The 14,177-nt window shown below is 60.4% G+C and carries 8 protein-coding genes; 7 read left to right on the top strand and 1 reads right to left on the bottom strand.

Going from position 1 to position 14,177, the window contains the following annotated elements:
* The first annotated feature begins 11 nt into the window (after window positions 1–11).
* The 7 genes from AC3WJW_RS24950 to AC3WJW_RS24920 all read left to right on the top strand — a co-directional run bounded on the left by AC3WJW_RS24950 (window position 12) and on the right by AC3WJW_RS24920 (window position 11,809).
* Complete coding sequence (locus tag AC3WJW_RS24950; RefSeq protein ID WP_493727802.1) at window positions 12–332, top strand: DUF2934 domain-containing protein; 321 nt, start codon at window positions 12–14, stop codon at window positions 330–332.
* Window positions 333–525: 193 nt separating this feature from the next.
* Window positions 526–2,688, top strand: coding sequence for a glycogen debranching protein GlgX (gene glgX / locus AC3WJW_RS24945; protein ID WP_493727801.1), 2,163 nt, complete (start codon window positions 526–528; stop codon window positions 2,686–2,688).
* Between the two features lie 216 nt (window positions 2,689–2,904).
* On the top strand, window positions 2,905–3,663 hold the full coding sequence (locus tag AC3WJW_RS24940) for a PIG-L deacetylase family protein (protein WP_493727800.1): 759 nt from the start codon (window positions 2,905–2,907) through the stop codon (window positions 3,661–3,663).
* 241 nt (window positions 3,664–3,904) lie between these two features.
* Entirely contained in the window at window positions 3,905–4,705 is an 801-nt protein-coding gene (locus AC3WJW_RS24935) for an endonuclease/exonuclease/phosphatase family protein (protein ID WP_407801625.1), read from the top strand.
* A gap of 141 nt (window positions 4,706–4,846) precedes the next feature.
* The gene (locus tag AC3WJW_RS24930; RefSeq protein ID WP_493727799.1) at window positions 4,847–7,507 is read left to right on the top strand and encodes an autotransporter family protein; all 2,661 of its coding nucleotides are present in this window, start codon (window positions 4,847–4,849) and stop codon (window positions 7,505–7,507) included.
* 300 nt (window positions 7,508–7,807) lie between these two features.
* Complete coding sequence (locus tag AC3WJW_RS24925; protein WP_493727798.1) at window positions 7,808–8,869, top strand: autotransporter domain-containing protein; 1,062 nt, start codon at window positions 7,808–7,810, stop codon at window positions 8,867–8,869.
* Window positions 8,870–8,950: 81 nt separating this feature from the next.
* Window positions 8,951–11,809: an RHS repeat-associated core domain-containing protein gene (locus AC3WJW_RS24920; RefSeq protein WP_493727797.1), complete on the top strand. Its 2,859-nt coding sequence runs from the start codon at window positions 8,951–8,953 to the stop codon at window positions 11,807–11,809.
* A gap of 135 nt (window positions 11,810–11,944) precedes the next feature.
* Here the strand turns inward: AC3WJW_RS24920 and glgB are convergent, their stop codons facing one another.
* Window positions 11,945–14,176 carry a 1,4-alpha-glucan branching protein GlgB gene (gene glgB, locus AC3WJW_RS24915; RefSeq protein WP_493727796.1) on the bottom strand — a complete coding sequence of 744 codons (2,232 nt, stop codon included), beginning with the start codon at window positions 14,174–14,176 and terminating at the stop codon, window positions 11,945–11,947.
* Window position 14,177: the final 1 nt, after the last annotated feature.

Here is a 14,177-nt window from a genome sequence, read left to right as displayed (position 1 = left end):
GGAGCATTGCGATGAGTACCGACGATAAACGCATCCGCGAATTCGCCTATCAGATCTGGGAGTCCGAAGGAAAACCCGAAGGTCAGGAAGCCCGCCACTGGGAGATGGCGTGCAAACTGGCGGAAGCCGAAGCCCTGGCACCAAAGAAACCTGCCAAAGCAGCGGCGAGCAAAACCCCGGTCAGCAAAACGGCCAATGGCAAGGCTGGTGATGCCAAGGTCGCCGCGCCAAAAACCAAGGCCAAACCGGCGGCGGCTTCGAAGGTGATTCCGCCGGGGGAAAAGGCCGTCGAGAAAAAGCCCCGGGCGGCGCGCAAACCGCCTGCGGTTTGAGACTGTCCTGGCAGTGTTTGTGAAGAGTCACCATGAATGTTGAGCCTTCTGGCCTCATCGCGAGCAGGCTCGCTCCCACATGGGATCTGTGTCGTTCAAAAATTTGTGGCCCGTTCCCGATCAATGTGGGAGCGAGCCTGCTCGCGATGACGGCATGCCAGTCGCCATAGATTTCGAGTTTGCAGGAGCACTTATGACCAGCCCAAAGAATGCCCCCGCGCCAGCCCCCCGCGCTGAAGCCACGCGAATCCGTGAAGGCCTGCCCTTCCCGCTGGGTGCCACCTGGGACGGACTGGGAGTCAACTTCGCCCTGTTTTCCGCCCACGCCACCCGGGTTGAACTGTGCCTGTTCGACGACAGCGGCGAGGTGGAGCTCGAACGCATCGAACTGCCCGAATACACCGACGAGATCTACCACGGCTACCTGCCCGACGCTCATCCCGGGTTGATTTACGGCTATCGCGTCTACGGTCCGTACGACCCGGCCAACGGTCATCGCTTCAATCCCAACAAACTGCTGATCGATCCCTACGCCAAACAACTGGTCGGCAAGTTGAAATGGTCCGAAGCGCTGTTCGGCTACACCATCGGCCACCCCGACGCCGACCTCAGCTTCGATGAACGTGACAGCGCACCCTTCGTGCCCAAGTGCAAGGTCATCGACCCGGCGCACACCTGGGGCCACGACCACCGCGTCAGCGTACCGTGGGACAAGACGATCATTTACGAAACCCATGTGCGCGGCTTCAGCATGCGTCATCCCTCGGTCCCGGAAAACCTGCGCGGAACCTTTGCCGGGTTGATGGTCGATGACGTGTTGGAGCACATCCGCAAGCTCGGCGTGTCGACCGTGGAGTTGCTGCCGATCCACGCGTTCGTCAACGACCAGCATTTGCTGCACAAGGGCATGACCAACTACTGGGGCTACAACAGCATCGCGTTCTTCGCCCCCGACCCGCGTTACCTGGCCAGTGGCAAGATTGCCGAGTTCAAGGAAATGGTCGCGCACCTGCACGAAGCGAATCTGGAAGTGATCCTCGACGTGGTCTACAACCACACCGCCGAAGGCAACGAGCAAGGCCCGACCCTGTCCATGCGCGGCATCGACAACGCGTCCTACTACCGCCTCAAGCCCGATGACAAGCGTTTCTATATCAACGACTCCGGCACCGGCAACACCCTGGACCTGAGTCATCCGTGCGTGCTGCAGATGGTCACCGACTCCCTGCGCTACTGGGCTTCGGAAATGCACGTGGACGGTTTCCGCTTCGACCTGGCGACCATACTCGGGCGCTATCACGACGGTTTCGATGAGCGCCACAGTTTCCTCGTCGCCTGCCGCCAGGACCCGGTGCTGCGCCAGGTCAAGCTGATCTCCGAACCTTGGGACTGTGGCCCCGGCGGTTATCAGGTCGGCAATTTTCCGCCGGGCTGGGTCGAGTGGAACGACAAATTCCGCGACACCGTGCGCGCGTTCTGGAAGGGCGACGACGGTCAACTGGCGGACTTCGCCAGCCGTCTGACTGCTTCGGGCGAAATGTTCAATCAACGGGGTCGCCGCCCCTATTCATCGCTGAACTTCGTCACCGCCCATGACGGCTTCACCCTCAACGACCTGGTGTCGTACAACGACAAGCACAACGAGGCCAATGATGAAAACAATCAGGACGGCAGCAACAACAACCTGTCCTGGAACCACGGCGTCGAAGGCCCCACCGATGATCCCGAGATCAACGCACTGCGCCATCGGCAGATGCGCAATTTCTTCGCCACCCTGCTGCTGGCCCAGGGCACGCCGATGCTGGTGGCCGGCGACGAGTTCGCCCGCACCCAGGAGGGCAACAACAATGCATATTGCCAGGACAGCGAGATCGGCTGGGTCAATTGGGACCTCAGCGAAGACGGCAAGGCCCTGCTCAAGTTCGTCAAACGCCTGATCAAGTTGCGCCTGACCTACCCGATCCTGCGCCGCGGGCGTTTTCTGGTGGGCAACTACAACGAAGACATCGGCGTCAAGGACGTGACCTGGCTGGCGCCGGACGGCACGGAAATGACCACCGAGCATTGGCACGATGCGCACAACCGCTGTCTGGGCATGCTGCTCGATGGCCGCGCCCAGGAAACCGGTATTCGCCGCAAAGGCGCCGACGCGACGTTGATGCTGGTGGTCAACGCGCATCACGACATCGTCAATTTCCGCCTGCCGGAAGTGCCTGACGGCGGTTTCTGGACGTGCATGATCGACACCAACCAGCCGTCGATCCGTGGCCAGGAACGCTTCAAGTTCGGCCACGAGTACTCGGTTACCGGCCGCTCGTTGCTGCTGTTCGAGTTGCAGCATGAGGAAGAGGAGTGACAACGAGGTTCAGACACTCCGCGCGCGCCTGCCGCAGAGCGGAAAAATCATTTTGGCCGGGTTCGCGACGCGACGAATAGCGTTGCATGAGCAATACTCGATTCGCGGCGATCCAGGGTTGGGGTTGTCGCACCTCGCTATCCACCAGCCCTCACGGGTCGGCCGGGCTTGTCTCGCGCACGACTGAAGGCGAAGCAGAACAAGGACGTAATACCCATGAAATCCGTTTCCCTCAGCGAAGCCAGCCTGCCCTCCCAGATCTGGAACAGTGCCCCGCAACTGGACAGCATTGCGGTCATCAGCACCCAATCCCTGGTGCCTGCCGGTGCACGCGCAGTGCTCATTGCCCCGCACCCCGGCGATGAAGTCGTGACCTGCGGCGGCCTGCTGCAATTGCTCAGCAACCTGGGCCACCCGCTGCAATTGATCTCGATCACCGACGGCAGCGCCAGCCATCCCGGCTCTCGGCAGTGGTCGGAAAAACGCCTCAGTGTATTTCGTCCCCAGGAAAGCGTGGAAGCCATCCGCCGACTCGGGTTGCCGATGCACAGCTTGAAGTGGATCCGTGGCGGGTTTACCGACAACGCCCTGGTGGAGCACGAAGAACGGATCGCCCAATTCATCGGGCGCTACCTGCGCCCGGGTGATGTGGTGTTCAGCACCTGGTGCGAAGACGGCAACGTCGACCACGACACCGTCGGCCGCGCCAGTGCCAGGGCGGCAGCCAGTGTTGGCGCCACCTACAACGACGTGCCGTTCCGGGCCTGGCACTGGCCGGCGCGGGACCGGGAGCTGATCCCTTGGCATCGTGCGCGCAAGGTGCGTCTCGATGCGTGGACCGTCGCGCGCAAGAGCCACGCCACCCACGCCTACGCCAGCCAGCTCGACGGTGAACCCGCCATCGGCCTTGCGCCGTTGCTGCCGCGCACGCTGCTGGAGCGCATTCGTTTGCCTTATGAAATCGTCTTCGTCTAAGCGCACTGCGCTTTCTGTAGGAGCGAGCTTGCTCGCGATGGTCGTCAACGATAACGCTGGTTGGCAGGCGCCCCGCGGTGTTCTCCTGTTTATCGCGAGCAAGCTCGCTCCTACAGGGGGCATTGGTCGCCGATGTTAAACGCAAAGTGTCAGATCTGGCGCGTTGGCGTTAAAGGCAAACTGAACTGCCCGTCCATGCATCAGTCGCATGCATAGGCAGCCCCGAACCATAGGAGCGAACGTGGCCAGTCATTCCAAGCGGCAAACAGCTGAATCGGTGCCGTTGAGTACTCCCCCGGACATCCACCGACTGCGTGTGCTGACGGTCAACACCCACAAGGGATTTACCGCACTCAACCGGCGCTTCATCCTCCCCGAGCTGCGTGAAGCCGTGCGCAGTACGTCGGCGGACCTGGTGTTTCTGCAGGAAGTGGTCGGCGAGCACGACCGCCATTCCTCCCGCTACAACGATTGGCCACAGACGTCGCAATATGAATTCCTTGCCGACAGCATGTGGAGTGACTTCGCCTATGGACGCAATGCCGTCTATCCCGATGGTCACCATGGCAATGCCCTGCTGTCGAAATACCCGATCCGCGAATACCGAAACCTGGATGTGTCCATTACCGGCCCGGAACGCCGCGGCTTGCTGCACTGTGTGCTGGACGTGCCTGGGCACAGCGAAGTGCATGCCATCTGCGTGCACCTCAGCCTGCTGGAAAGCCATCGTCAGCTGCAATTGCAGTTGCTCTGCCAGCTCCTCGAGTCACTGCCGGATGATGCGCCGGTGATCATTGCCGGCGACTTCAACGACTGGCAGATGCAAGGCAACGCCGCCCTTGCCCGGCGCGACTACCTGCACGAAGCCTTCGAGCGCCACCATGGCCGCCCGGCCAAAACCTACCCCGCGCGGTTCCCCCTGTTGCGCCTGGATCGCGTCTACCTGCGCAATGCCAGCAGCCATGAGCCGCAGATACTCGGGAACAAGCCGTGGACGCACCTTTCCGACCATTTGCCGTTGGCGGTGGAAGTGCATCTGTAGAGCACCCTACCTGTTATTTCTGACAGTAGCGCAACGACTAACCCACTGCTACGGTGTCTCCCGTCCGTTTCGATTAACAATACAGATACTCAACTCACCTCCACTGGCGCTTCGGCACCGATCCAAACGCAGGAGACAAGGATGAACTTCGTCAGCGATCGGACCAGGTTTCGTTACGGCGCCAGCGCCGTTTCCATCTGGTTATTCATTGGCTGGTCTCCCTCCATCCAGGCAGCCTGCACACTCACCCCCACCGCCGGCAACGACAATTTTGTCTGCGACAGCGCCACCAGCGGGCCGCTGAGCGACTTGTCGGGTAACAACAACCTGACCTTCCCCGTCAATGGTACCGGCAGGATCAACGGCAACGTGACCTTCGGTGCCGGCGCTGACAGCGTGACCATGAATTCGGGCACCATAGCCGGTGCCGTGGATCTGGGCGACGGAGCGGACAGCTTTACGGTCAGCGCGGGGCAGGTCACCGGGGCGGTCAGCCAGGGCAATGGCATCGACAACTTCATCATGTCCGGCGGAACCATTCAGTCCCTGGCCCAAGGCGACGGCCGCGATACCTTCCTGATGTCCGGCGGCACCATCGTCGGCGCCTTCGAAGATGGCGACGTGGCCAGGATGACCGACGGTACCATTGGCCGGGTCGACATGAAGCTCGACAATAACCTGTTCGACATGTCGGGCGGGCAGATCCTCGGCAACCTGGTGACCGGTTTGGGCACCGATACCATCATCGTTTCCGGGGGGCGTATCGGCGGCAACATCAGTGTCAGCAACGGCAACGACAGCATCACGATTACCGGCGGAGAAATCATCGGCGAGATTCGCGCCGGCAACGGCGATGACACGTTGGTGTGGGACGGCGGCGGGATCATCCGCTCGCAAGTCCTGCTGGAGGCAGGCAACGACCGCGCCACCTTGCGCAATCTGACTGAAAGCACCCTCGCCCTCGCCCCGAGCATCAATGGCGGCAATGGTAATGACCTCCTGACCTTCGATCACACCACGTCATCGGGCGCTGCCCGGTATATCAATTGGGAAACCATCAATCTGGTCAAGGGCTCGCGCCTTGATCTCGATGGCAATCTTCAATTGGGGGACAGCACCACGGGCACCGGCGTATTCAACATCGACGGCAGCAGTACGCTGACGTCAGCCCAAGGTAGCATCAGACCATTGACCACGGGCCGACTCGCCACCTTGAACAACGGCGGGGTCATCGACCTCGCCGGCGGTAACTCGCGTACCAACGACACCCTGACGGTTGAAGGCAATTACGTCGGTAACGGCGGTCAACTGCTCCTGCAAAGCGCAGTGGGCGATGACAGCTCCCCCAGCGACAAGCTGGTGGTCAACAACGGAACGCTGACCGGCAGCACCCTGATCAGCGTCACCAACGTTGGCGGCGCGGGTGCCCTGACCCGGCAAAACGGCATCCAGCTGGTACAGGCCCAAGGCACGGCAGCCAGCGACAACACCGCGTTCGCCCTCAAAGCCCCGGTGTCGGTCGGTGCCTTCGATTACCGCCTGTTCAAAGGCGGTATTACACCAGGCAGCGAAAACAGTTGGTACTTGCGCTCCTCGGTGGTGGCACCGCCATTGGTCGCCGTCGCCAACCCTGATCCCGCCTTGCCGCCAACGCTGGTGCCCATCGTGGCAGTGCCGGTCGCCGCGCCCGTAGTAGTGGTCACCGGGGTTCAACCGGGGCAACCGGGGCAACCGAGTCAACCGAGTCAACCGAGTCAACCGGATCAACCGGGTCAAGGGCCTGGAGGCGTCGTGACGCTCGAAGCCCCAGTGTTACCGGCCGCTGTACCCGGCGCGACACCGATCCCCTTGTACCGCGAGGCCGTTCCCACCTGGTCGGTGATGCCACCCGCCGCCGCGCAACTGAGCCTGACGGCATTGGGCACATTCCATGATCGTCAGGGCGATCAGCGTCTGCTGACGGAAACTGGTGCCTTGAGTGCCGGTTGGGGACGGGTCTACGGCAAGAACCTCGAGCAGACCTGGGCCGGCACCGTCACGCCAAGGCTGGACGGCTCGCTCAATGGCTTTCAGGTCGGCACTGACCTGTACGGTTCGCAGCTAGCGAGTGGGCAAACTCAACGCAGCGGCTTCTTTATCGGCCACAGCCGCTTGCAAGGCGATGTCGACGGTTTCAATCAGGGCTTTGAAGGCAATCGCTCTGGCAAGGTGGATTTGAAAGGTGACAATCTTGGCGTGTACTGGACCCTCACCGATCCTGCCGGCGCCTATTTCGATACCGTGGCCATGTACACCCGGCTCAACGGCGACAACCATTCCGACAGTGGACTGAAGATCGACAATGACGGCCACGTCACGACGTTGTCGGCAGAAATCGGATACCCGATCGCCGTGGCTGGCAACTGGGTGGTAGAACCCCAGGCCCAGGCGATTTATCAGAAGGTCAAACTCGACAGCCAGGACGACGGCATCTCCCATGTCTCGTTCGACTCCGACAGCGCCTGGACCGGCCGCGTCGGCGCACGCCTCAAGGGTCGCTATGAAGTCAGTGGCCGACCACTGGAACCCTATCTGCGGGCCAATATCTGGCACACCTTCACCGGTACCGATACGGTCACCTTTGACCATGTCGATCAGATCGAAACCCAACAACGAACCTCGTCTGCCGACCTCGGTATCGGGATGGTGCTGAGCGTTGCAGCCTCGGTCAGCGTGTACGCCGGAATTGACTACACCAGCAATATCGACAGCAACCAACAACGGGGAACGTTTGGCAACGTGGGGGTTCGGGTGAAGTGGTGACGGAGAACAAGCGCCCTGCCCCGAGGTCTTTTTTCACGTTTCTGTGAGAAAACAACAACTTATAGACACGCCATAAATCAATCACTTGACCGTTACCACTTATCGATCATCTTCTTGACGCGACCGTTTCGGTCTTCTTGACTTCACCGTACTACCCCCGGAATCACCATCAGGACCAGCCTCAAGCCCCCCGTAAAAACGGGCAGCCCATAGCGAGCCCTAATCCATTCGGTCGCCCCTCATTCGGGGTAGGAGAGACGCCAGAGCGAGATACCACATGCAACTGCAAGGTAGGCCTCCATGAACATCCCCCTCACCTCGCAAGAAATCAAAGTCACTTTTTGCACTGTATCGAGTTCACTTCTGCTGTGTTCCTCCATTGAATTGCTCGCCGCCACTGCCGAGCAGGAAACAACGTCATGGTATCGCCAGGACATCCCGACACTCGGTCCCCTTGCAGCCACCTGGCCCGGTCAATTCAGCGCTCATCCCGATCTGCGCAGTTCCAGCCTGACCACCGAAGACGCCGCGCCCACGGCCTGGGACCAACTCTATGGCCAGCCCTCCCGCCAGGCACAAGCCGATTACCTTTCCCAGGGACCGGCCGTTCCCGGCACCCACGAACTCAAAGGCCCGGCGATCCTCACCCTGCAAAGTGCCAGCGGCCATACGCAAAGGGTCGGTCTGGTCGGCGGCACGAGTCAGTACCAGCTCAACAACAAGGGCGCGCAGATCACCCCGGCCATGTCCAACCCCGACCACGACGCGCTGAACCTCCAGGGGCAAAGCCTCGGCGCCTATTGGAGCCTGACCGGCCCACAAGGCTGGCACGTCGACCTGACCGCCAGCGGTGGCCGGGTCAGCGGCGTCAGCCGCAATGAGCAAGGGACGCGAAGAGCCACCGAGGGCAGAGCGATGACGCTGTCGGTGGAAGGCGGCTTCCCTATCGGTCTGGGTGAAAACTGGGTGATTGAACCCCAGGCGCAATTGATCAATCAGCGCATCACCCTGGACACCCCGTATGCCGGCTCGGGCAACGCGTCTTCCAGTGACCTGACGTCGTGGAGCGGACGGGTCGGTGCGCACTTGAAAGGCAGTTACGACATCAGCGGAATGCCGGTCGAACCCTACGTGCGGACCAACTTGTGGCACACCGTGTACACCGGCAATACCGTGACCCTCGATCAGGTCGACAAGATCAGCAGCAGCCGCAAGTCCTCGACCGTCGAACTGGGCCTGGGTCTGGTCGCCAGGGTCACCCCGACCGTGAGCCTGTACGTCAGTGCCGACTACAGCAGCGACGTGGACGACAATGATTTGAATGGGTTGATTGGCAGCCTGGGTGTGCGAATGCGTTGGTAAAACTGGTATTTCTTACAGTATCCACAGCATTGGCGGCGGTGCATTGTAATGGGCAAGTCACCCTGATCGAGGCCGGCACGGATGTCTGTGGACCATGCGCATCACGGCACGCCCACCCTTGCGGTTTCTGACTCGCGCGGGCTGGCGGTCAGGGCCATTCAATACCACCGGCGGCAAGCGGTCGATCCGGTTGACGTGCGGGTCACGCATCAACGCTTCGACGCCGCCGGGCGACCGGTGGCCAGTCGTGATCCGCATCTGTTCGCCTTGGCGCAGACCGATGTGTCGGTCCCGGTCAACCTCAGCCAAGTGTTCAGTTTGTCCGGCGTGCCGTTGGCGAGTGACAGCGTTGACGCCGGGTGGCGGGTCGCGTTGCCGGGTGCTGCCGGGCAAATCGTTGAGCACTGGGACGGTCGTGGTAGCCGCACGCTGGCTGAGTTCGATGCACTGTTGCGCCCCGTGGCTGTGCGAGAGCGTGGTGGCATTGGCGCGGAACGGGTCGTTGAGCGGTTTACCTATGCGGGGACTGATGACGACGTCGTTGAGCACAACCTGTGCGGCCAGTTGATTCGCCATGACGATCCGGCCGGCACGCTGCACCTGAAGGAATTGGGGCTCGGTGGTGCGGTGCTGCAACAGACCCGGCACTTCTTGCGCGATGCCGATACACCGGATTGGCCTGCGAGCGAAGCCGCCCGCGACGCCTTGCTCGAAACCGGCGATGGCGCCACCACTTCCCATGTCTACTCGCCAGGCGCCGAACCCCTCCAGCAAACGGATGCGTTGGGCAACCGCCAGCGCTTTGCCTACACCGTCGCCGGCGAATTGAAAGACACTCGGTTGACCTTGGTCGGTGAGGACGAGATGACGCTGGTCAGCGATCTCCGTTACAACGCCTCCGGCCAGATCGAATCGGAAACCGCCGGCAACCGCGTCATCACCCGCCACCAATACGACCTCGCGGACGGACGCCTCATTGGCTTGAGCGCGCACAAAGCCGATGGCACACCCCTTCAAGACTTGTGCTACCGCTACGACGCCAGCGGCAACGTGCTAAGTCTCGAAGACGCCGCCCAACCGATCCGCTACTTCAACAACCAGCGCATCGTACCGATCAAGAGCTACTGCTACGACACCCTCGATCAACTGATCGAAGCCAGCGGCTGGGAAGCCAAAACCGGCCACGGCGGCCCCGCCCTGCCCGACCTGCAACCCCTGCCCCTCGACCCCAGCCAAGTAGCCAACTACACCCAGACCTACCACTACGACGCCGGCGGCAACCTGCTGAACCTGGTACACGTCGGCGCCCAGGCCCACGGCCGCATTTTGACTCGCGCCAAATACAGCAACCGCTGTCTGCCCGAGCGCAACGGCCGGCCACCGACGGAAGCGGAAATCGCTGCCGGCTTCGATGCCAATGGCAATCTACGGGAACTGCAAGCCGGCCAGGCGATGGAATGGGACTTGCGCAATCAACTCACCGTCGTGCGCCCGGTGGTGCGCGAAGAGGCTGAGGACGACTACGAACGCTATGTCTATGACGGCGGCGGACAACGCGTGCGCAAGCTCCGCGCGAACCAGACCAAGGCCCGTACGTTGATCAGTGAAGTGCGCTACCTGCCCGGTGTGGAAATCCGCAGTCACGGCGGCACGGGTGAAATCCTTCACGTGATTACTGCCAGCGCCGGCAGCAATAGCCTGCAGGTGCTGCATTGGGTCGCCGGACAGCCCGAGGGCATCGCCAACAATCAAGTGCGATACAGCCTCAACGACCACTTGCTGTCCAGCGCTCTGGAACTGGACCAAAACGCCGACCTGATCAGCCAGGAATGGTATTACCCCTTTGGTGGCACCGCGTGTTTCGCGGCCCGTTCGGCCACCGAAGCCAAGTACAAGACAGTGCGTTATTCGGGCAAGGAACGGGATGCGACGGGGCTTTATTACTATGGCTTCAGGTATTACGCGCCGTGGTTGCAGCGGTGGATCAATCCGGATCCTTCGGGGTATGTGGATGGGATGAATTTGTATGCGATGGTGAGCAACAGACCCATCAATCTTGGAGATCTGGAAGGGCATGCAGGGGAAGAGCTGACAACTGCTCAAGTCAACAGTATAACAAAGACCATTAAGCGAGACATGGGCGACCTTCCTCAAGAGGATGTCCTTGATATTGTTAATCAATACTTGCAGAGTAAAGGTGCTGACCCAAAACAATATGCTGAAACAATCATGTCAGGACTTGGCTTTGCAGCAACCGCTACAACCGAAGCGCCACAGACAAGCAGATTGGCAATCACCGCCTCTAAAAAAAACATCACCCCCCCAAAAAACAAATATGATATAAAAAATTTTATCGCGATATACACAACAACCCATGGGTCAGACACGATCAACAATGCAATGAGAAAAGGATCAAAAATAAAAATAAGTGAAAAAAAGGTAATACGCGAAATACGAGATCGACATGGTGACCAGCTATTTGAAGGACGCAGCGGAAAAGAATTAAAACAGCGTATCGAAATAGCGGCTAGCGTCTTCGATCTAGAGGATGCCAAAAGTGTAAGCTACCAACTATATCATCAAGAAAACACCGAACCGCGAACTTATTTTCGAGGAAGCAGATTAACCGACAAGGCATTGGATGCTTACGAAGCTGCCAAAGAAAGTGGCTCCGTACTTTATTCCATGAGTTTTCTCTCAGCATCCACTCATCAATCAGTTGCGGAAGAGTTCAGATCCGACTCAGAAGGCGGCATCTTTAAAATTAAAGGTTTTAGCGCCGCAAATATGAACGGCGCAACTTCTGCATCAGCAGTAAAAGGATCTGTATTTACACCACACGCAGACTTTGATGTTATAAAAGTTGATAAGGCAAACCGAATTATCCATCTTCACGAAAAACGGGGGTACACAGGTCCCCGAAGCCCGTTGCCGCATTAAGGATTCAGGAAAACAAAGGTGAATACCAGCCGAGTTTGAGGTTGCAGGATTTCCCTGCAAAATGGAGCCTCCCACAGGATCACAAGAAACCTGTGGGAGCGAGCCTGCTCGCGAAGGCAGCGATGCGGTCCCGGATCACCCCTCCGGCCGCAACATCAACACCGCCAACGGCGGCAAATTCAACACCAGCGACAACGCCTGCCCATGGCTCGGCGTTTCCTCGGCCATCGCCCCGCCACTGTTGCCGTAATTGGACCCCGCATAGATCGACGAATCGCTGTTGAGCACCTCGTTCCACTGCCCGGCAAACGGCACCCCGACGCGATACGCCTCACGGGGTACCGGCGTAAAGTTGGCCACCACCAGCACAGGCCGGCCGTCCTTGCTCCAGCGTAGCCAGGCATAAACGCTGTTGATCGCGTCATCGCCGATCAGCCACTGGAAACCCTGCGGCACATCGTCCTGCTCATGCAGGGCCGGCTCTTCGCGGTACAGGCGATTGAGGTCGCCGACCAGTTTCTGTACGCCCTTGTGCTCGGAGTACTGCAGCAAGTACCAGTCCAGTTGCTGGTCGTGGTTCCACTCGCGCCATTGGCCGAACTCGCAGCCCATGAACAGCAGCTTCTTGCCCGGATGCGCCCACATGAAACTCAGGTAGGCCCGCAGGTTGGCGAATTTCTGCCAGCGGTCGCCGGGCATTTTGTCGATCAGCGAGTGTTTGCCGTGTACCACTTCGTCGTGGGAGATCGGCAGGATGAAGCGCTCGGACCAGGCGTACACCAGGCCAAAACTCAGCTCGTTGTGGTGATGGGCGCGGTACACCGGGTCCTGCTGGATGTAATGCAGCGAATCGTGCATCCAGCCCATGTTCCATTTGTAGGCAAAGCCCAGGCCGCCCTGTTGGGTGCCCTGGCTGACGCCCGGCCATGCGGTGGATTCCTCGGCGATCACCAGCGCACCGGGTGCTTCCAGGGCGACCACATCGTTGAGGTGGCGCAGGAAGTCGATGGCTTCCAGGTTCTCGCGCCCGCCGTGGCGGTTCGGCACCCATTCGCCGGCCTTGCGCGAGTAGTCGCGGTACAGCATCGAGGCCACCGCATCGACGCGCAGGCCATCGACGTGGAAATGCTTGAGCCAGTGCAACGCCGACGCCAGCATGTAGCCGTGCACTTCGGTGCGCCCCAGGTTGTAGATCAGCGTGTCCCAATCCTGGTGGAAACCTTCCTGCGGGTTGCCGTACTCGTACAGGGCCGTGCCGTCGAACTGGGCGAGGCCGTGGGTATCGGTCGGAAAATGCGCCGGCACCCAGTCGAGGATCACCCCGATGCCGGCCTGGTGGCAGGCGTTGACGAACGCAGCGAACTGGTCCGGCGTGCCATAACGCGCACTCGGCGCAAATTGCGACAGCAACTGATAACCCCACGAACCGCCGAACGGGTGCTCCATGATCGGCATCAGTTCGATGTGGGTGAAGCCCAGGTCTTTGACATAGGGAATCAGCCGTTCGGTCAGTTCCGGCCAGATGTACTGGCGGGCCACTTCACCCAGGTCGTCCAGCTCGCATTGCCACGAACCGGCGTGCAATTCGTAGATCGACAAGGGCGCCGTCACCCGCTGGTGGTCGCCACGGGACAGCATCCAGTCCTGATCCTGCCAGTCGACTTTCAAAGGTGAGGCGACTTTCGAGGCGGTGTCCGGCGGCAGACTGGTGGCCAGCGCCATCGGGTCGGCCTTCAGCGGCAGGATGCCGTGGGCACCGAGAATTTCGTACTTGTAGGCGTCCCCCGCTTGCAGGCGCGGTATGAACAACTCCCAGACACCGGTGGGATGCCGCAGGCGCATCGGATGGCGGCGCCCGTCCCAGACGTTGAAATCACCCACCACCGACACCCGTCGGGCATTGGGCGCCCACACCGCGAAACGCACACCGTCGACGCCGTCCACGGTCTTGAGCTGGGCACCGAGGCACGCACTGAGGTCGCGGTGATTGCCTTCGGCAAACAGGTACAAATCCATGTCGCCCAGCAACGGGCCGAAGCTGTAAGGGTCTTCAGCCGTCTGTTCGCCGCCGGCCCAACGGGTGCGCAGCAGATACGCTTGCGCGCGGTCGAAATGCCCGACAAACAACCCCGGCGTCTCTGTGGCTTGAAGACTCCCAAGCGCTTCGCCCGAGTCCCGGGCTAGAACTTCTACACTCAGGGCGCCTGGCAGATAGGCGCGGATGAACTGTCCACCGGCACCATCACCGTGGGGGCCAAGTATGGCAAAGGGATCGATATGCTCGGCACGCACCAAGGCATCGATATCCCGTGCGCCGGGCAGCAGCGCTTCTTTGTGATGACCCTGTTCCTTGTTCGAGACACTCATG

Source organism: Pseudomonas sp. GW821-FHT07G06 (genome assembly GCF_058986625.1).
The sequence above is the reverse complement of the archived record's forward strand: the minus strand, read 5'-3'. Positions and strand labels throughout refer to the sequence as shown.